An 18,323-nucleotide genomic window follows, 5' to 3' on the forward strand; every position below is an offset into this window, starting at 1 on the left:
AGAAAATGGCCATCCACCCACTGGTGACGCCCATACGAGCCAAAACGAGTTTTGGCGGGCATCTCCATGGGAAAGTCATCGCTTGGCGGTCAACGCCGGCCAAGGAGCCGGCGTTTTCTTCAGCTAAAAAGCCAAGGGCTCGGATTACTTGATATCCTTGGCGGTGATGAGCGTGACGTCCGTCTTGACCCAGCCGGTGAACTTTTCGCCGGCATATTCGCGAAGGCCGTACTTGATGCCCATGGCCGCCATTTCCGCGCCATACTGCTCGACGGTGGCCAGCATCTTGCCATCCTTGATCAAGGGTTTGACGGACGGAATATTATCGAAGCCGACGACCTTGATCTTGCCGCTCTGGCCGGACGCATCGAGAGCCTTGACGACGCCGAGAGCCATGGAGTCGTTTGCAGCCATGACGCCCTGAATATCCTTATACTTGGTCAGGAAATTCGTCATGACGGTGTTGGCTTCTTCCGTCTCCCAATGCGCGGTCTTGCTGTCGAGAAGCTCGAGCTTGCCGTTCTTGATGGAGTCCATGAAGCCTACCTTGCGCTCCTTGGCATTGTCAGCTTCAGGATTGCCTTCCAGGATCACGACCTTGGCGCCCGGCCCCAGATCCTTGGCAAGCGCATCGCCCGAAAGCTTGGCGCCCTCGGTGTTGTCAGGCCCGAAGAAAGCGAGATCGATGCCGGCTGCCTTCTTGGCATCGGCATCGAGCGGCACGTCGATGTTGATGACCTTGACGCCGGCCTTCACAGCCTTTGCAAGCGGCGTGGCCATGGCCTTGGAATCGGCCGGCGCGACGACGATGATGTCGTATTTCTGCGTCACGAAGTTTTCGACGGCATCGACCTGCGAAGCAAAGTCACGTTCGTCCTTCATGCCAACGGCTTTAAAGTCGAACTTGTCCTTGTTTTCAGCCGCATATTTGTCGGCGCCGGCCTTCATCTGCTTGAAGAACTCGTTCGACAAGGACTTCATGATCAAGCCGACCTTGGGCTTGCCAGCCGCGAAGGCGGGCGAGACGCCGCAGGACAGCGCAAGCACCAGCGTGCCTGCAAGGCCGAGCTTCAGTGCCGCGCGGCGCGGTGCGTTGACCAAGACGGATTCATACTTTTTGGAATTGGACATTTTTCTCCTCCCGAACGGTTCTGAGCTCAGCTCCACCTGAGTTGTCAGCGACAATGAACCGTTTCCACGCCTATTGGGTAGCAACGCTCCCGGAGATTGTCAAGGCGCCGGAAACGACACAAAATCCAGCATGGATTGCAATTTGCAGCGCTTGCGTCAGAATGCATGATGAACCGTTTCCATACCTCGCGATCTATGCGGCCAGATTTAAGATGCGTCGCTTCGACTAAGACGATAGAGACCACTAGCTGAAAGCCTGAATCACGCACCTTTGGGGCGGCTGACGGCAAAGAAGAAGGACTTATGTTTCTGTTATGCCAAAGGTCGGAATTCGGGACGTTGCCAGGCTCGCAGGCGTTTCTACCGGGACTGTTTCGAGGGTCTTGAATGACCACCCCTCTGTCACCCAGGAATTGAGAACGCGGGTCAGCGGCATCATCAATGAACTCGGCTATATGCCGGATCCGTCCGCAAGAAGCATGCGCAGCAAGGTCAGCCGCCTCATCGGCATCGTCATTCCGGATCTGACCAATCCCTTCTTTTCGGAACTTGTTCAGTCTGCCGAGCAAGCCGCCGCTGATCACGGCTACAACATCATCGTCATGACCTCCTTCGACCACGCTGCCAAGGAAGCCGACCGTATCAGGCAACTGACAAGCCGAAAGGTGGACGGCATCATCCTCGTTCCGAGCAACGATTTCCATACGCTGAAACTGCCGAAGGGGCTGCCGATCGTCGTCGTCGACCGCCTCATGCCGGGATATTCAGGCATCGCCTCCGATCACCGCAACGGGGTCCGCCTTGGCGTCGAATATCTTCTGAAGCTCGGCCACCGCCGCATCGGCTTCATTTCCGGCCCCAAGCACTCGGTCCCAGCCAATGATCGCCTCAAGGGCTATCTGGACGCGATGGAACAGGCCGGCGGCGGCGTACAGAGGGTCGGGTCAACGCTGGTTGCAGAGGCCGCTTTCGACTATGAAAGCGGCCGATCTGCCGGAAACTACCTGCTCGCGCGTGCCCGCAATGAGCGCCCGACGGCGATATTTACGAGCTCCGACCAACAGGCGATCGGCTGCATGAGGGCGGCCTATGATCTGGGAATCCCGATACCCGCAGCTCTTTCCATCGTCGGGTTCGACGGCATCCCGCTCTCCAGCATGACAATCCCGCGCCTGACGACAGTGAAGCAACCAATTCAAAAGATCGCGGCGGCGGCGGTGGCGGTTCTGTTGAACGAGCAACCCGTGCCGAGCATCGGCAACTCCACCCTGTTTCCCTGCGAACTCTCGGAGGGCGAAACGACCGCCGCTCCTCAGCCCGACTAGAACAACTCTACTTCATGGACCTCTTCATGAGTGGCAACGAAGGCTCTGCCCTCCGGCGTCACCCAACCGCGAAACATCCCCGGCGTGTTATAAGGCGCGACGATGACACCCTCGGCATCGATCGCAATCAGCCCGGCTCCGATTTGGTGGCGCGCCAGATCTTCATTGATAAGCCCCTCGGCCGCGGTTGCAATGTCCTGCTTCAGATAGGCTATGCGGGACGCGATCTCGTGTCCCAGCACGTAGCGAATGAAGAGCTCGCCCTTGCCGGTGCCTGAAACCGCACAGACGCCGTCCCGCGCGTAGGTTCCCGCTCCGATCACCGGGCTGTCACCCACACGCCCGTCGGGCTTGTTGGTGTAGCCGCCCGTCGAGGTCGCCGCGGCGAGATGGCCGGCGGCATCGAGCGCCACCGCGCCGACAGTGCCGTGCTTCTCGTTTTCGCTCGCTTCCGTTCCCGCCGCTGCGTGGCGCTTCATCGCCGCCAGAGCCTCGACCCGTTTCGGCGTGGTGAAATAGGACTGCGGCTCGAGCTGCAAACCCTTTTCCTGCGCGAAGCGGTCGGCCGCGGGGCCGGTCAGATAGACGGCACGACCATCCTCCATCAGGACACGCGCCGCCTTGATCGGATTGCGGATCGCTCGCGACGCGCTGATGGCGCCCGCCTCCAGCGTCGCTCCGTTCATGATCGACGCATCGAGCTCGTGCACGCCGTTTTCGTTGAGAGCCGCGCCGTGGCCCGCATTGAAATGCGCGCTGTCTTCCATCACAAGAACAGCGGCCTCGACCGCATCAATCGCATGGCGACCGGCCTTGAGCTGTGCATAGCCGGCGCGCAAGGCAGCGGCCATGTCACGGCGGGCGCCATCCCATTCTTCCGCAGTCATAGTGTCTTGCGACATGACCCCGCAGCCACCGTGGATGGCAAGTGCAATTCCAGTCATTCCCTTTCTCCCACTCCGTATCATTGCGCCACGAGCGCTCATTGCCGACCCGGCAGATAGCATCTGACCGTAAAAATAGGGATCGCTCAGCGCATGTCCCACATTATCAGAACGAAAACCGACGCCTCCGGTGTCAGACCAGGCTGGCCTTGTCCGTATCTTCCTGCAGCGCGCGGCTTGCTCCGCTGTCTTCGGCCCCAAGAACGGCATAGCCGATGCTCGCAAGATGGGAGTTCACCAGCTTGAGATCGCGCAGCGTCGCCAGAAACAGGTTGCTTGAACCGAGCACGGCGGGATTGGCGCCGCCAAGGCGCAAAAGATGATCCCTCGCCGCGGTCCGCTCCGCTTCATTGAGGTGCCGCTTGGCATCCACCAATTCCTGCGCCGAGCGTGGATCTTCCGTCGTCAATGTCGACAGTGCCAGCCGCAGATCCGAGGCAACTTCGGTCTGAATGGTTTGCAAGGCAGCGTGGTCCGCCGCATTGATGGAGCCTTCGGGCCGTCGGGCGACCTGATCGAGGCAACGCTCGAGAATATCACCGGCATGGCCGAGATTGACAGCGAATTCGATGACATCGGACAGGCGGCTGGCGTCACGATCTGTCAGTTCAGATGGTTCCATCCGGGCCAGATAGGCTTTGACGGCCTCGTGCAGCATATCAAGCTCTTTGCCGAGCCGAACGGCCTGTGACGTTGCGTGCTTGTCCGGCCGGGAAAGATCGGCTGGAACCAGCCGCAGGAGTGCCTCGACCAGATCGCCCATGCGGAGGATTTCACGCGCGGCGCTGGCAAGGGCAAGATAGGGCGTTTCGAGCACCGACTTGTCGAGAAAAAGCGGCCGTGCTGCATCCCCGGCCGGCTTGACCTTTTCGGGATAGAGCTTGATCAGCAGGGACTGAGTTGGGCCCAACAGGCCGACGCAGACGACCGCCAGAACCACATTGAAAGCAAGATGAAAATCCGTAAGCACCGAGGCCGGATCCGCGACATACCGCTGGAAAAGATCTGCCAGGGGCGGCAGAAAAGGCAGCGCGACAATGCAGCCGATCGCACGGAACAGCAAGTTGCCGACCGGCACGCGGCGGTTGGCGGGGTTGGCGCCGTTCGTTTCGAAAACCGGAGGCAGCGCGCCTCCAAGATTGGCGCCCAGCACCAATGCGAGGCCGGCGGTCGGCGTTATCACGTCACCCGCCGCAAGCCCCACCAGCAGCAGCATAACGGCAACGCTGGAATGCGCAGCGAATGTCAGCATAGCCGCCAGCAATACGTCGAGTACCGGATCACCGGTGATCGCATCGAGGATGCTGCGGAGAACCGGAGCCGTGCTGACCGGCTGGATCGTCTGCACGAGCCCATGCAGCGCGAGCAGCATCAGGCCGAGCCCGATACCGACGCGTCCCAGTTGGCGCATGCGGCCCTTGGGTCCACGTTTGAACGCGACATATCCGGCCAGCAGCAGCAGAGGCGAAATGAAAGAAACGTCGAAGGAAAGCGCCTTGACGATCAGCGCGGTCCCGACATTGGCGCCCAGCATGACCGCCAGAGCCGGAATAAGGGCAACGGCGCCACGCGCGGCAAAGGAGGTGACCATCATGACCGTCGCCGTGCTGCTCTGGAGCAGCATCGTGACACCCGCACCGGCAGCAACGGCAACCAGCCGGTTACGCAAGGCGCGTCCGAGCACACGTCTCAGATCCGAGCCGAAAGCCTTTTCGATGCCGCCCTGAACCATACGCATGCCCCAAAGCAGCAGCGCAACGTGTCCCATGAGTTCCAAGATGACGAGACTGCCGGTCATGACGAATATCCGGTTGGTGGTGAAAACAATGGATGGCGGCAGGCCGGAAGCTCACGTCATCCGGCATCGCTATTTGCAAGACGTAACATTTCGACCGTGATCAGGCTCCAACACGGCAGATTGTCGATTGAACTGCACGCATGGGTAACATGCGGATGACGACAGCAGGATAACCGCGCAATGGCCTATCCTGTGACGCCAAAAGGCGGTCCGCTCGAAGATGATGTTCATGGCACCGACCTCCTTCGGCTCGCTCATTGGTTCGACCCGAGAAGCCAGTGCCGTAGGATCAACGCCTCAGGTGTCGGCTCCTGCGATCACATGGTCTGCCCGGATATTGGATCGACGCGACACCTGGAGCCTGTGACAGACGTTGACTGCCGCATTCCATGTGCTGGCGACGAGGTCGCGGGTTCATGTGTTCCTCTATGACGTTTTAGGCTCGATCAAACCAGGCATCCCGGGATGCGAGAACTCCAGTTAAACTGGTGTATACGTCGCTGCGACATCAGATCAATCAATACTTTGGTATAATCGATCGACTTCAGAATGGTTCACGCCGATGCAACCCTGACTTTACGGCGCCTGCTGCTCGGCCGGAGGCTCAGTTGGTGTGTTCTTCGGCGGAACAATACCGTTCTGCTCGGCACGATCGCGATGGAGTGCGGCACGAGCCAGCAGCATGAAGGTGATCGGCGTTGTCACGGTCACGAAGATGCCGATCAGAAGCTCGTGGATGACGAGCGATTCGGTCGATATCGAGAAAAAGATCATCGAAGCCAGCATGATCGCGCCGATACCGCCGCTCGTTCCCAATGTCGGGGCGTGAATGCGCTCGTAAAACGTTCGAAGTTTCAGGAAGCCGATGGCACCAACGAGGGTGAGAAAAGCGCCGATGACGAGCAATCCGCCGACAGGAATCGCAGCCCAGAGCGGCAAGGTTTCAAACGAGGTGCTCATTCGATCACCTCCCCGCGCATCAGAAATTTTGCCAGCGCGACGGTTGCGACAAAGCCCAGCATGCCGATGACCAGAGCAGCTTCGAAATAGACGACACGCCCGGTACCGATGCCGAAGGTGAGCAGCAGCAGCATGGCATTCACATACAGCGTATCGAGCGCGATGATGCGATCCTGGGCGCGCGGGCCGCGAAACATGCGAATGGACGCAATCGCCATGGCAGCCACGATCATCAACTGCGCTGCAGCGACGGATATCTGGATGATCATTGCGCTCATGCAAATATCTCCATCAGCAAACTCTCGTATCGATTGGCGACGGTGTCACGCCATTGCGCCTCGTTCTCGAGATCGAGCACATGAAGCAGAACCGTATTGTCGTTGGAATCATACTCAAGCCATGCAGAGCCGGGCGTGCTGGTGAGAATGACCGCCAACAGCGCCAGCGGAATCTGATCGCGAACCCGCAGTTCCAGGGTCACGAAACCCGGCGTCGTCTTTCGCGAACGGCCCCTCAGAATAATCCAGGCCACCTGAACATTCGACTTCAGGACATCGAAGACCACACGAAAGAACAGCTTGGGCAGCAGATACCACTTCCGCAGTTTCGGCTTCTCGGGACGCAGCGACGCCATGGCCCAGGACGCGAAGACGGCGACGATGGTGCCAAGGATAAGATGGCCGAGCGTGAAACCGTTCAGCAACAGCCAGGTCAGGATCAAGCTTAGCGTCAGAAGCGGATATGGCAGCATCACGGACCTCCCGCCTGGTTCGACACAACCGCGGAAGCGTCCGAGACAACAGCCGCATTGTGGACCGCATCGACATAGATACTGGGATCACCCAGCGTACGGATGGTCGCTTCCATATATTGCATGACCGGGCCGGCCCAGATGGTCAGCGCCAGCGTCAGGGCAAGCAAGCCCATGACCGGCAATATCTCGATCACGAGCACACGCGGAACCGTGCCTTCAAGAGAACTCCAGAATGTGCGTATGCCGGCACGCGTCATCGAAATCAGTGCAGCAATACCCGAAAGGATAACGAGGAAGATCAGCACCCAGACGGCAGCACTTGGCGGCACGCCGATCGCACCGGTCCCCATCATCGCCGACAGCATCGCGAATTTTGCGATAAAACCCGAAAGCGGCGGCAAGCCGGACAGCAATATTCCACAAGCTGCAAAGCAGATGCCGAGCATCGCCATGGTGCCGGGCATGGTGACGCCCTCGCCCTCCGCAGGCTCTTTCTCCTCGGCGTCGCCATAGGCTTCCATCGTGACCGCCAGGACGCTGGCGCCCGCATCCTGCCCGCGTTCGACAAGCTCGATCAGCATGAAGAAGGCACTGATCGTCAGCGTCGAGCTGACAAGATACATCAGAGCGCCGGCTGAGATGGAGCCGTCATTGATGCCGATCACCATCAACAAGGTTCCAGACGAGACAAGCACCGAAAAGCCGGCCAGCCGGCCGAGCGCCTGCGATGCCAATACCCCGACGGTTCCGAAAATCAGCGTCGCCATGCCGCCATAGAGAAGCACGGAGGAGCCGAAACCGGCGGAAGGCCCTTCGCCAAAAAGAAGCATGGTCAACCGCAGGATGACATAGATCCCGAGCTTGCTCAGAATGGCAAATACGCCGGCGACCGGCGCGGATGCCGCGCTATAGGCCGTCGGCAGCCAGAAGCAGAGCGGCCACATGCCGGCCTTGATGAGGAAGGCGATGCCGAGCACGCCGGCCCCTGCCTGCATCAGCATGCGGCGGTCGGCGGACATTTCGGGAATGCGCACCGCCAGATCTGCCATGTTCAGCGTACCCGCCGTGCCATAGATCAGGCTCACACCGATCAGGAAGAGCAGCGCTGCGGCAAGATTGACGGCGATATAGTGCAGGCCGGCCTTGACGCGAAGCGGACCGGATCCATGCAGCAGCAGGCCGTAGGATGCGGCCAGCATCACCTCGAAGAAAACGAAGAGATTGAAGAGGTCGCCGGTCAGAAAGGCGCCGTTCACGCCCATGAGCAGCAGCTGGAACATGGTGTGGAAATGTGCGCCCACAGCATGCCAGCGCGCCAGCGAGAATATCAACGCGGCAAGAGCGACGATGGAGGTCAGTAACAGCATGAGCGCTGAAAGACTATCGAGCACCAGCACGATGCCGAAGGGCGCGCTCCAGTTGCCGAGCAGATAGGCACGCTCCTGGCCCGCCGATCCACCTTCAGCGCGAAAAAGTGCAAGCGTTATTCCGACCAGCAGAAGCGTGGCCGCCAAACTGACAAGCGCCTTCCACGTCCGGTCGCGCTCGTCGATGAACAATAAAACAGCGGCAGCCACCAGCGGCAGCAGGATCGGCGCGATGATGAGATGATGCGACCAACCTGTCACTTCCGGTCGCTCCTTCCGTCCACATGATCGGTGCCGGTCATGCCGCGCGAAGCAAGCAGCACGACGAGAAATAGAGCTGTCGTCGCAAAGCCGATGACGATCGCCGTCAGCACCAGCGCCTGCGGCACTGGATCGGCCAGTGCGGGCGCCGCGCTGCCGTCCGCCAGCACCGGCGGCATATTGGTCTTCACACCACCGACGCCAAATATGAAGAGATTAACGGCATAAGACAGCAGCGACAGGCCGATGATGACCTGGTAGGTGCGCGGACGCAGGATCAGCCAGACGCCGCAGGCCGTCATCACACCGATCGCAACGGACAAGATGAGTTCCATCAATCCCCCTTCGCCTTTTCCGCCTCGATGGTGCGGAGGCGATTTATGCGGATCGATTGGTGGGCGAGCGCAACGAGGATCAGAACCGTGGAGCCGACAACCAGCATGAAGACGCCGAGGTCGAACAGCAGCGCGCTCGCAGCCGGCACCTTGCCGATCAAAGGCACGTCCAGATACTGGAAGTGCGATGTGAGGAAGGGATAGCCGAAGAACCAAGCGCCGATACCCGTCGCCGTTGCCACCAGCAGACCTGCCCCCATCCAGCGCAACGGCAGAATGCGGATACGGTCCTCCGCCCAGCGCGTGCCGCCTGCCAGATATTGCAGCAGGAACGCGATCGACAGCGTCAGGCCGGCCGAGAAGCCCCCACCGGGCAGATCATGCCCGCGCATGAAGATATAGGCCGAGAGCGTGATCACGAATGGGAACATCCATTGCATGATCACCGAAGGTACGAGAATATAGTCACGCACCGTATCTCCGGCCGAGCGCTCCGGCCGCTCCTCGTCGAAACGGTTCTGTATTCTCTGCTGCTCGGGCATTTCCATGCTATCGGGTGCCGGGCGGAAACGGCGCAGCAGCGCATAGACAGTCAAGGCGACAATGCCGAGGACGGCGATTTCCCCCAGAGTGTCGAAGCCGCGGAAATCGACCAGGATGACATTGACGACATTGCGACCACCGCCCTTCGAATAGGCATTCTCGAGGAAATAATTGGCGATGGCGTCAGGCACCGGCATGGTCATGACGGCATAAGAGATGAACATCATGCCGACGCCGCAGACGACCGCAAGCGCAAGGTCGCGAAAGCGGCGGAAGCGGGCGCGGAAATCGACGGTATCATCGATCCCCTCCGTCCGCTTCGGCAGCCAGCGCAGTCCCAGCAGAATGAGAACCGTCGTGACGACCTCAACGAGTAGCTGTGTGATGGCAAGATCCGGTGCCGAAAGCCAGATGAAAGTCATGCAGACGATCAAACCGACGCCGCCGAGCATTACCAGCGCCGCCAGGCGGTGATATTTGGCAACGAAGGCAGTGCCGATAGCGAGGCAGATGCCGATCGCCCAGATCGATGCAAAGACAGGATCGGCGCCGGAAAAGGCAAAATGCGGCGCTTCGAAACCGGACAGATAGAGCGGCAGCAGGCCCGCCGCAAAGCCTGTCACAACCACCCAGCGAAGCTGGGGCTGCAGCTTGCGCGTGCCGATCCGCCGCTCGGCCACTCTGGCCCAATGCCAGGAGACCTCCACCAGAACGCGCTCGAATATGCGCTGGCCTCTCAGGCGCCGAAAAATCGGCGGTCCGTCTTCGCATCGCGAGAGATAGTCCTTGAAGACGAAATAGAACACCGTCCCGCCGACGAGAGCGACCACGCTCATCAGAAGCGGCAGATTGAGCCCATGCCAAAGCGAGAGGCTGTATTCCGGCGTCTGCCCATGCAGAACGCTGACGACAGCCGCATGCAGGAACGGAGCAACCGAGAGAGCGGGGACGATGCCGACCACCAGGCAGACGACAACCAGAAGCTCGATCGGAAAACGCATCCAGCGCGGCGGCTCGTGCGGCTTGGCGATCGGCATATCGGTCGGTGCCGGCCCAAAGAATACCGTCTGGATGAAGCGCAAAGAATAGGCAACGCTGAACGCGCTCGCCAGAGTTGCCACATAGGGCAGTATCCGGTCGAGAATGGAATCGGCATGGGTCTCGATAGCCTCCGCGAAGAACATTTCCTTCGACAGGAAGCCATTCAGCAGGGGAACGCCGGCCATGGCTGCGCTTGCGACTATGGCTAGCGCCCCGGTGAATGGCATGTAGCGGAACAGGCCGCTCAAGCGGCGCATATCACGCGTGCCGGTCTCATGATCGATAATGCCGGCAGCCATGAACAACGAGGCCTTGAAGGTCGCGTGGTTCACCATGTGGAAGATCGCCGCGACTGTTGCAAGCGGGCTGCCGAGGCTGAGCAAGGTGGTGATGAGGCCGAGATGACTGATCGTCGAATAGGCAAGCAGTCCCTTGAGGTCTTGCTGGAACATCGCGAAATAAGCGCCGAGCAGCAGGGTCGTGATACCGGCCGCGCCGACGATGTAGAACCATTCGTCCGTGCCCGCCAGAACCGGCCAGAACCGGGCAAGCAGAAAGACTCCGGCCTTCACCAGCGTGGCGGAATGCAGATAGGCCGAGACGGGCGTCGGCGCCGCCATGGCATTCGGCAGCCAGAAATGGAAGGGAAACTGCGCGCTCTTCGTCAGCGCACCCAGCAGGATCAGCACCAGGGCCGGCGAATAGAGCGGATGATTGCGAATGATGTCGCCGGACGCCAGGATCTTGTCCAGATCATAGCTGCCGACAATGTGGCCAAGCAGGATCAGGCCGATCAACAGGCAGAAACCACCGATCCCGGTAATCGTCAGCGCCATGCGCGCGCCATCGCGGGCCGCGGCGCTGTTGTGCCAATAGCTGATCAGCAGGAAGGAAAAGATGCTCGTCAGCTCCCAGAAAATCGAGAGCAGGATGACATTGCCCGACAAGACGATGCCGAGCATCGCACCCATGAAGGCCAGCAGGAAAGAGAAGAACCGGGGAACAGGGTCTTCTTCCGACATATAGTATCGGGCATAGACGATGACGAGAAAGCCGATAGCCGTGATGACGACGGAGAAAAGCCAGGAAAACCCGTCGAGCCGCAGCGTGAAATCAAGCCCGAGTTGCGGCAGCCATTCTATGCTGTATCGCACCACGCCCCCATCCATGATGGCGGGGTAGAAGCTTGCGGCGATCAGAAGCGCCACGAAGGTCACTGTGCCAGCGATCCAGGCGGGAACGCGTCGCGACTGCGTGCGCAGAAGGCATACGGATAAGAGACTTCCGATAAACGGCAGAGCCAAAAGTACCAGGATAAGAGTAGGCCCGCTGGTTATCCCAAAACGTCGTTCCTTTCCTTGGCCGAATCACCGTGGCCGCCATGGCGGCAAACACCTCTAGCAAACCGGCGCAATATGCCCTATATGATAGATATTGCCCAATATGGGCAGCTTGGAGCCGCGCGTCAAGGTAAGATGGCGATGATTTTAACACCAGCGCTCTGTCGCGCAGCCCGGGGCTTTCTCGACTGGACCCAGACGGACCTTGCCGACCGATCCGGCGTGTCGCGTAGCACGATACGCGACTATGAGGGCGATCGCCACAGTCTGCACCGGGCAACGGAAGCGCAATTGCGATTGGCTCTGGAGACTGGTGGGATAGCCTTTTTCCGCATCGACGGACACGAGGTCGGAATCTGCTCCAAGATCCCCACCGCAGATGCGGCTGCGCCAGTGCATACCGAAAGCTGCGAGATCTTGTCAGCCTCCGGCGATCAGGGCCAGACGACGACGCGCAAGCCCGGACGGTGAGCCACCGGCACCTAAGACAGCAATGGCTTTGCGACATCTGCGCCAGGCGGCTCCCGCAACCATTTCCAAGCGCGAAAAGCGCTTGTGACCTGGATGGCCCGCTCGCGAGAAGGTGAACGGACAGGCCCTCAAATCAGCCATATTTCGACCGATCACGGCATCCGCGCCGTACCCCCAGACGACCCGGAGAAGCATATGTCCGCCACTTTAGCGCCTGAAGAAGACGCGCCAAACACCCGATACCGACCATCGCAGCGGATCCTGCATTGGCTCATGGCTATCGTCATTCTTTCAGCCCTCGTCATCGGCCTCTACTGTTCGTATCTCGTGCCGAGCACGCCGCAACGCCAAGCCCTTCTCGATATACATAAATCACTTGGCATGACCGCACTCTTCCTCATCGCCATCCGCCTGCCGCTCAGGCTTTCGCTTGGCGAGCCCGCCTATCGGCAGCCGCTCGATGGCTTCAACCACTATGCTGCGCGCGGCGCGCATATCCTGCTCTACGCATTGATGATCCTGATGCCGCTGGCTGGCTACACCACCTCGGCCGCCGGCGGGCGTGATCTCCCCTGGTTTGGCCTCTTCGAATGGCCAAACCTGCTGCCGCTCGACAGGCCGCTGGCGAGAGCCGCCGCCGAAGTCCACAAATACGGCGCTTATTGCCTTTATGCGGTGGTGAGCCTGCATATTCTGGCTGCTCTCTGGCATCATTTCTTCCGGAAGGATGAAGTGCTGCGACGCATGCTGTAGCCGGATGATTGCCGAAACTGTGCGGACAGAACTAGCGCATGTTGAGGCGCGAAAGGGTGAGGCGCGATTGCTCGCATAGCGCCTCGTTTCGCCCGCCCCGATAATAGCTCAGCGCGATGACGGCGCCATAAAGCGCCCAGCCCTCGGCCCGCAGCCAATCGACATCACTCACGTCGCAGGTCACTCGAAAGGCTTGCCGCGCAGAGGGCTCCACCCAGGACCAGGCAGCCGCATAGTCCGCGGCCGGATCGCCCACAGCGCAAAGACCCCAGTCAATCACGCCCGCGAGGCGTCCCTCTCTGGCAATCAGATTATCCGCCTTGAGGTCCCCATGCAGCCAGACCGGCGGACCTTGATACACGGTCGCGCACGCTTTCTGCCAAAGCCGCCGCGCAGCCTCTGCATCGATCTCGTCCGCCAGAATATCGATGGCCGGCAGCGTAACGGAAGACAAAGCCTCCAGCGCCACACCGCGGCGGTGATTGAGTTCGCCAGCATGCGGCGCTCCACGGATATCGACCCGATGCAGCGCTTTCAGAAAAGCCGCAAGTGCGAGCGCGGCCGCATCGGGCTCGGCAATAGCTTGTGGAGAGGCAATATCGCCGTCCATCCATTCGAAAATCCCGAAATCGCATTTCAGGCCGAAATCGGCACTCCCCCGGAACAGCAATCTCGGCACGTCGAGTGGGAGGTTTGTGAAACGGGGCAACCAATCGAGTTCTTTGGCGACGAGATTAGCCGCAGCTTCGCGGCGCGGAAGGCGCAGCAGCAACCGCTCTCCGATGCGATAGATCGCATTATCGGTACCCGAGGATATCAGCCGCCGAACGGGAAGATCGGCCCATTGCGGCGTCATTTCCCGCAGCAGGCGCCGGATGGCGGTTTCTTCAGGCGCAATATCGTCGTTCATCATAAAAGTCAGATAGCATATTTCATCACCGTAGAAGCCCGACAACATCATCGGTTGAGCGCACATCGCCAGAGCTACGGTAACGGAGATAGTGGGTAAAGCCATTCCTCGGCTCGTGCCGAAAGCCGATGGCGTCCCAGAATGCGGCCGCCTCAGCGCTATCGGTGTTCACCGTGATAATCGTCCCGCTCGGAACCGGCCGGTTCAAGATCGCCGCCGCCAATTGGCGGCCGAGGCCAAGTCGCCGGTACGCCGGACGCACAAAGAAGCGACGCATACGCATGGCGGAAGATATAACGGGATCGATCGTCATCCCGCCGATCCCCGCCAACTCGCCATTCACCCTGGCCGCCAACAGAGCTTCATGTGTCCCGCTGAAACGCTGTTCACCGCTCTGCCACTCGGCACACAGTCGCTCCAAAAACCGTTTGCCCTCTGCAGCAGCATCCCGGCGCAGCACATCAAAATCCGGCGGAAGATGTTCCGTCAGCTGCTCGAATTCGAGACCACGCAAGGCTTGCATCCTCATTCTCCAGCGTTTCGGTCCAGCGGATCGAAAATGTCAATCGTTTACGACGACAGACTGCGGCTCGCCGATCTCCACCGCATGACCGTCGGGATCGTGGAAACGGAAGACCCGCTGTCCCCATTCCTGCCGCTCGACGGGATGAATAAGCTCGACATGCGGCGCTATTCTCTCAAAGGCCGAATCCACATCGTCCTCCTCGAAATAGAGAAGGATGTTGCGGCGGCCATATGCCTCTAAAATTTCGGCCGATGTCTTCCAGACCGTCTGCTCGAGCACTTTTCCGTCATGAATCGCAAAGCCTGTCTCGAACAGAACGAAGCTCCCGAAATCACTCAGGACTTTGAGCTCCATGACGTCGCGATAAAACATCTTTGAGCGCTCGATATCGCTGACGAAAGGGATCGGATTGATGAAGCGCATTTCAAATCACTTTCGAAAAGTGCATCTACCACCATGTCACCGTTTCCAAATGCAGGGCTGATGTCAATTATTTGAGCTCGGCGATCTCAATAAGAACCTATGGAGGATCGAACAATGACGGATACTGCACGCACCATGATTGTCATGAACGCTGGAGATTCTCGCTTCCAATTGCGGGCTGGTGCACTGATCCGTTCCAACGGCCACATCCTCATTCATCGGGCCGTTGGAGACCGGTTCTGGGTTCTGCCCGGCGGCCGGGTGGAGTTTCACGAGGCGAGCGCCGAAACGCTTGCGCGCGAGATCGAGGAAGAGATTGGCTGTCCGGCAGCGATCGGTCCGCTGCGCTTCATCATCGAAAATTTCTTCGAATTCGCGGGAACGCGCGTACATGAACTCGGCTTCTATTATGAAGCGGAGCTGTCGCGGCCATTGCCCTTCCACGAGAACGAGATCGTGCATCGGATCAAGGACGGCAATGCGGAACTCGAATTTCGATGGGCATTGTCCACCCGAGCCGCCCTGGACCAGTTCGATCTGCAGCCCTTGCCTGTGCGAGACCTCATCGAAACCATGCCCGCCGGCATCCAACATCTCGTGCGGCGCGATGCTGTCTGATTGTGCGATCAGTTGACCGCAAGCTGCAAAATGGGTTGGTTGCAGTATGGGTAGGCAATCCGCCCAATCATGTCACATCAAAGCCGGATCGCTCAGGTTGTTCATATGATGTCGCGCATCGTCATTCTGGGAAATGCTGGCGGCGGAAAATCCACGCTCGCGCGCAATATGGCCAAGCAACGCGGCCTTACCCATTTCGAAATCGACAAGCTCCTTTGGCGGGAAGGCTGGATCCAGGCGCCGATAGACGACTATTCCGAACAGCATCAGCGGGTCATATCCGAGGAAAGTTGGATCATTGATGGGCTCGGGCATCGGGATTCGATACCTGCTCGCATAGATCGGGCGACTGAGATCATTCTCATCGACATGCCGCTCTGGATGCATTTCTGGCTCGCCGCTGAGAGGCAAATCGCGTGGCATTCGGGTACGCTACAGCATTCTCCCGGCGGCCTCTCAGTCATGCCGCCGACGCGAGATCTTTTCAGAACCATATCGGAAATCGACCAGGACTGGATGCCCGGCATTCGAGCCATGTGCGTGGCGGCAGAGAAAGCCGGCAAAAAGCTAGCTCGCATTTGCGACGTGGAGGAGCTGGAGATGTTTACGCAACGATCAGGCGTAGCCCAACGGCCCTGAAAGTCACATCAGACCGCAGGTGATAAACTCCCCCGGCAAAGCCAAATTGGTGACAGGCTGGCAGCAGTTCATCGCGCAGCCCGCGAATACATACCCTTCGCCGCCCCTCACTTACTCTGCCTTCATCACCAACTCCGCAGTGCGCCGTAGCCAGTCAGCCGGATCACCTTGATGATAGACCTGCTCCGACGGTTCGATATTGTCGAGGAAGTGCTGGTAGATGACGGCTCTTCTGGCTGCCGCGAGTGGAGCAAGGAGATCGGCGGCGCGTGTCGGGTCGCAGCCAGGCAGGCGGGCCAACTATTGCTGGTTCCAGTGATCCTTAATCGTCTCAAGATGCTCCGGCGGGACCGCATCGAGAAAGGCCGGCTGGTCGAGCAAAGGGTAGCCGATGCCGCTATCGCCCCAGTCCAGCAGAGTCAGCTCCAATTCGCTCCCGCGAAAATTGCCGGGATGGCAGTCGCCATGGACAAGCGTATCCGGCAATCCACAGGCATCGACCTCGGCAAACCGGGCGGCAAGGCCTTCGACAAAGCGGGATAGCGCCGCACGTTCGTCCGCCGACAATTCCTCGCTTGTTCGTTGCACGACATCGGCGATCGCCATGGACAGGCCTGGGCCACGCCAATCGGGCAATCCCATCCCGCGCAATTCTTCGACGCGGCCAATCCATGAGGCCTGTATGTCGACAAGGACCGTCACCATGCCCAGCAATTGCGGTAGATCGGCCTCAAACATGTCCTCGCCGGGAATCTCCGCGAGCAAAATGCGCCCGTCTTCGTCGTGGCCGAATAGTGTTGGAACATGCTGGCCCGCCAACGCTGCAATGACACGGCCCTCATGCCCGAAGAACGGCGGCACGACTTTCAGCCATGCCGATTGGTCGCCGATGGGTATCCGCCAGACGCTGGAGAGATTCCAGGTGCGAACCTGCACGGGTTTTGCCGTAGGTTCCAGGCCATGCCCGGCCAACACCCGCACTGCCCAAGCAAGATCGGCGGCGGAACCGCCGGGCTGCGCATAGGCCTGACGCAGCGGATGGGAGTCGATCTTCCCTGTCCAAATTTCCGTCGGCACAGGTTCGGCAATCTCTGCGAGATAGGTGACCTCCACGCTATCGCCGCGCTCGGGAGAGACTTCAAGCAGGCGCAGGATGATTACGTCAATGCCGTGATGTTCGCGGGCGGCACGTACGACAGATTCTACCTCCTGCCGCCACGGGACATCGACAGGAACCGGTGGCCAACATCCAACGACCGCACCGTCAGGTGTCATCAAGACGAGACGTGCCAGACGCTTCGGCACGGGTGCTTGTTCCTTGCTTCCTATCTTTGTGCCCTCTCATCAAAAACGCTTTGCACAACTCATCGGCTGTGAAAGGTTTGAAGCTCGATATACGCGATGCCGCCGTGAATTTCTACCGAGAGACGCCCTTGCGAGCGGATGACGGCCGGCGACTGTGGCATCCACAGTTCTCTTACCGAACAGGGGAGTAAGTCACACCACGTCGCGAACCCGCTCCCATGCATTGACGAGATGGCGACCGAGAATCCTTGAAAGCCGCGATCCGTCACGCGCCTCCAAAGCCGCGATCATCTCCTCGTGCTCGGCGACGGCAGCTGCCCATTTTTCCGGGCCTTCGTGGCCGATAAAGCGGATGCGTTTCAGCCGCGTCTGCAACATATGATGCATCTCGGACAGGGATGAGTTTTGGGTCAGCCGGACGATTGCCGTGTGAATGGCCTGGTTGAGCTTGTAATATTGCAGACGGTCGCCCACCCGATAGCAGCGGACCATTTCGTCATGCAAGGCGCGAACTTCGGCGATCTCCGCATCACTGCCGAGCTGGCAGGCGAGCTTGCCCGCCAATTCCTCCAGCGTGCGCAGCACGATCAACATGTCCTCAACATCCTTGCCGCTGAAGCGCTTGACCGACGCGCCACGGCTTGGGGTCAGTTCGACGAGCCCTTCGCTAGCCAGAAACTTGATCGCCTCGCGCAACGGTGTGCGCGATACGCCGAGCCGTTCGCCGAGCTGGCCTTCGTGCAGACGCATGCCGGGCTCCAGAATGCCCTCGATGATCATGTCGCGCAGATGGCTGACGATCGTATCGTGCAGCACGGTGCGCTGGATGGGGCCTGGACCGCCTTCGGCTTTCCAATCCAACCTGCCGGTCTCATCCAT

The 18,323-nt window shown here is 59.7% G+C and carries 19 protein-coding genes and 1 pseudogene; 5 read left to right on the forward strand and 15 right to left on the reverse strand.

All coding sequences use genetic code 11. The annotated features are described in order from the left end of the window. Positions 1-144: 144 nt before the first annotated feature. On the reverse strand, positions 145-1,131 hold the full coding sequence (locus A6U86_RS17125) for a sugar ABC transporter substrate-binding protein (protein ID WP_068393512.1): 987 nt from the start codon (positions 1,129-1,131) through the stop codon (positions 145-147). Positions 1,132-1,445: 314 nt separating this feature from the next. Between A6U86_RS17125 and A6U86_RS17130 the strand changes: the two genes are divergently transcribed. Further along, on the forward strand, positions 1,446-2,456 hold the full coding sequence (locus A6U86_RS17130; protein ID WP_068393514.1) for a LacI family DNA-binding transcriptional regulator: 1,011 nt from the start codon (positions 1,446-1,448) through the stop codon (positions 2,454-2,456). On the opposite strand, the gene A6U86_RS17135 is transcribed toward A6U86_RS17130, so the two are convergent. From A6U86_RS17135 to A6U86_RS17170, 8 genes are all read right to left on the reverse strand, one after another. Next, positions 2,453-3,400 carry an isoaspartyl peptidase/L-asparaginase family protein gene (locus A6U86_RS17135; RefSeq protein ID WP_068393516.1) on the reverse strand — a complete coding sequence of 316 codons (948 nt, stop codon included), beginning with the start codon at positions 3,398-3,400 and terminating at the stop codon, positions 2,453-2,455. The genes A6U86_RS17130 and A6U86_RS17135 overlap by 4 nt on opposite strands. A gap of 133 nt (positions 3,401-3,533) precedes the next feature. Further along, positions 3,534-5,198, reverse strand: coding sequence for a Na/Pi cotransporter family protein (locus tag A6U86_RS17140; protein WP_068393518.1), 1,665 nt, complete (start codon positions 5,196-5,198; stop codon positions 3,534-3,536). Between the two features lie 576 nt (positions 5,199-5,774). After that, entirely contained in the window at positions 5,775-6,158 is a 384-nt protein-coding gene (gene mnhG / locus A6U86_RS17145) for a monovalent cation/H(+) antiporter subunit G (RefSeq protein ID WP_068393520.1), read from the reverse strand. Then, the gene (locus A6U86_RS17150; RefSeq protein ID WP_068393522.1) at positions 6,155-6,436 is read right to left on the reverse strand and encodes a K+/H+ antiporter subunit F; all 282 of its coding nucleotides are present in this window, start codon (positions 6,434-6,436) and stop codon (positions 6,155-6,157) included. The genes mnhG and A6U86_RS17150 overlap by 4 nt, the downstream gene beginning before the upstream one ends. Further along, complete coding sequence (locus A6U86_RS17155) at positions 6,433-6,909, reverse strand: Na+/H+ antiporter subunit E (protein ID WP_068393524.1); 477 nt, start codon at positions 6,907-6,909, stop codon at positions 6,433-6,435. Before A6U86_RS17155 ends, A6U86_RS17150 begins: the two co-directional genes overlap by 4 nt. After that, entirely contained in the window at positions 6,909-8,540 is a 1,632-nt protein-coding gene (locus tag A6U86_RS17160; RefSeq protein WP_068393526.1) for a monovalent cation/H+ antiporter subunit D, read from the reverse strand. The genes A6U86_RS17155 and A6U86_RS17160 overlap by 1 nt, the downstream gene beginning before the upstream one ends. Then, the gene (locus tag A6U86_RS17165; RefSeq protein ID WP_068393528.1) at positions 8,537-8,875 is read right to left on the reverse strand and encodes a Na+/H+ antiporter subunit C; all 339 of its coding nucleotides are present in this window, start codon (positions 8,873-8,875) and stop codon (positions 8,537-8,539) included. Before A6U86_RS17165 ends, A6U86_RS17160 begins: the two co-directional genes overlap by 4 nt. Beyond that, entirely contained in the window at positions 8,875-11,796 is a 2,922-nt protein-coding gene (locus A6U86_RS17170) for a monovalent cation/H+ antiporter subunit A (protein WP_068393529.1), read from the reverse strand. The genes A6U86_RS17165 and A6U86_RS17170 overlap by 1 nt, the downstream gene beginning before the upstream one ends. 78 nt (positions 11,797-11,874) lie before the next feature. On the opposite strand from A6U86_RS17170, the pseudogene A6U86_RS17175 reads away from it, so the two are divergent. After that, positions 11,875-12,177 (forward strand): annotated as a pseudogene (locus A6U86_RS17175) (helix-turn-helix transcriptional regulator); the annotation flags it as partial. A gap of 288 nt (positions 12,178-12,465) precedes the next feature. Continuing rightward, complete coding sequence (locus A6U86_RS17180) at positions 12,466-13,023, forward strand: cytochrome b (RefSeq protein ID WP_068393532.1); 558 nt, start codon at positions 12,466-12,468, stop codon at positions 13,021-13,023. Positions 13,024-13,054: 31 nt separating this feature from the next. On the opposite strand, the gene A6U86_RS17185 is transcribed toward A6U86_RS17180, so the two are convergent. From A6U86_RS17185 to A6U86_RS17195, 3 genes are read right to left on the reverse strand one after another with little or no spacing between them, the layout of a single operon-like run. Next, positions 13,055-13,933 (reverse strand): phosphotransferase, encoded by an 879-nt coding sequence (locus tag A6U86_RS17185; protein WP_068394060.1) that lies wholly within the window; start codon positions 13,931-13,933, stop codon positions 13,055-13,057. 25 nt (positions 13,934-13,958) lie between these two features. Beyond that, positions 13,959-14,456, reverse strand: a complete 498-nt coding sequence (locus A6U86_RS17190; RefSeq protein ID WP_068394062.1) for a GNAT family N-acetyltransferase — start codon at positions 14,454-14,456, stop codon at positions 13,959-13,961. 39 nt (positions 14,457-14,495) lie between these two features. Beyond that, a complete protein-coding gene (locus tag A6U86_RS17195) occupies positions 14,496-14,882 on the reverse strand; it encodes a VOC family protein (RefSeq protein WP_068393534.1) in 387 nt (128 codons plus the stop codon). Between the two features lie 114 nt (positions 14,883-14,996). Here A6U86_RS17195 and A6U86_RS17200 point away from each other — a divergent pair, with 114 nt between their 5' ends. Further along, entirely contained in the window at positions 14,997-15,500 is a 504-nt protein-coding gene (locus A6U86_RS17200) for an NUDIX hydrolase (protein WP_068394063.1), read from the forward strand. A 105-nt stretch (positions 15,501-15,605) separates the two neighbouring features. After that, positions 15,606-16,139, forward strand: a complete 534-nt coding sequence (locus A6U86_RS17205; RefSeq protein ID WP_244509962.1) for an adenylate kinase — start codon at positions 15,606-15,608, stop codon at positions 16,137-16,139. A 111-nt stretch (positions 16,140-16,250) separates the two neighbouring features. On the opposite strand, the gene A6U86_RS34780 is transcribed toward A6U86_RS17205, so the two are convergent. From A6U86_RS34780 to A6U86_RS17215, 3 genes are all read right to left on the reverse strand, one after another. Further along, a complete protein-coding gene (locus A6U86_RS34780; protein ID WP_083196863.1) occupies positions 16,251-16,439 on the reverse strand; it encodes a hypothetical protein in 189 nt (62 codons plus the stop codon). Then, complete coding sequence (locus A6U86_RS17210) at positions 16,440-17,444, reverse strand: phosphotransferase family protein (RefSeq protein WP_141683723.1); 1,005 nt, start codon at positions 17,442-17,444, stop codon at positions 16,440-16,442. A gap of 192 nt (positions 17,445-17,636) precedes the next feature. Then, the gene (locus A6U86_RS17215) at positions 17,637-18,323 is read right to left on the reverse strand and encodes a GntR family transcriptional regulator (protein ID WP_068393536.1); all 687 of its coding nucleotides are present in this window, start codon (positions 18,321-18,323) and stop codon (positions 17,637-17,639) included.

It is taken from the genome of Rhizobium sp. AC27/96, from assembly GCF_001692325.1.
GTDB lineage: Bacteria > Pseudomonadota > Alphaproteobacteria > Rhizobiales > Rhizobiaceae > Rhizobium.

Excerpts from the sequence above, each read along its gene's own strand:
- A6U86_RS17200 (WP_068394063.1), top strand. The coding sequence starts at position 14,997 with ATGACGGATACTGCACGCACCATGATTGTCATGAACGCTGGAGATTCT.
- A6U86_RS17140 (WP_068393518.1), bottom strand. The coding sequence starts at position 5,198 with ATGACCGGCAGTCTCGTCATCTTGGAACTCATGGGACACGTTGCGCTG.
- A6U86_RS17185 (WP_068394060.1), bottom strand. The coding sequence starts at position 13,933 with ATGAACGACGATATTGCGCCTGAAGAAACCGCCATCCGGCGCCTGCTG.
- A6U86_RS17150 (WP_068393522.1), bottom strand. The coding sequence starts at position 6,436 with ATGAGCGCAATGATCATCCAGATATCCGTCGCTGCAGCGCAGTTGATG.
- A6U86_RS17165 (WP_068393528.1), bottom strand. The coding sequence starts at position 8,875 with ATGGAACTCATCTTGTCCGTTGCGATCGGTGTGATGACGGCCTGCGGC.
- A6U86_RS17135 (WP_068393516.1), bottom strand. The coding sequence starts at position 3,400 with ATGACTGGAATTGCACTTGCCATCCACGGTGGCTGCGGGGTCATGTCG.
- A6U86_RS17190 (WP_068394062.1), bottom strand. The coding sequence starts at position 14,456 with ATGCAAGCCTTGCGTGGTCTCGAATTCGAGCAGCTGACGGAACATCTT.
- A6U86_RS17125 (WP_068393512.1), bottom strand. The coding sequence starts at position 1,131 with ATGTCCAATTCCAAAAAGTATGAATCCGTCTTGGTCAACGCACCGCGC.
- mnhG (WP_068393520.1), bottom strand. The coding sequence starts at position 6,158 with ATGAGCACCTCGTTTGAAACCTTGCCGCTCTGGGCTGCGATTCCTGTC.
- A6U86_RS17155 (WP_068393524.1), bottom strand. The coding sequence starts at position 6,909 with ATGCTGCCATATCCGCTTCTGACGCTAAGCTTGATCCTGACCTGGCTG.
- A6U86_RS17180 (WP_068393532.1), top strand. The coding sequence starts at position 12,466 with ATGTCCGCCACTTTAGCGCCTGAAGAAGACGCGCCAAACACCCGATAC.
- A6U86_RS17205 (WP_244509962.1), top strand. The coding sequence starts at position 15,606 with ATGATGTCGCGCATCGTCATTCTGGGAAATGCTGGCGGCGGAAAATCC.
- A6U86_RS17130 (WP_068393514.1), top strand. The coding sequence starts at position 1,446 with ATGCCAAAGGTCGGAATTCGGGACGTTGCCAGGCTCGCAGGCGTTTCT.
- A6U86_RS17195 (WP_068393534.1), bottom strand. The coding sequence starts at position 14,882 with ATGCGCTTCATCAATCCGATCCCTTTCGTCAGCGATATCGAGCGCTCA.
- A6U86_RS17215 (WP_068393536.1), bottom strand. The coding sequence starts at position 18,323 with ATGGATGAGACCGGCAGGTTGGATTGGAAAGCCGAAGGCGGTCCAGGC.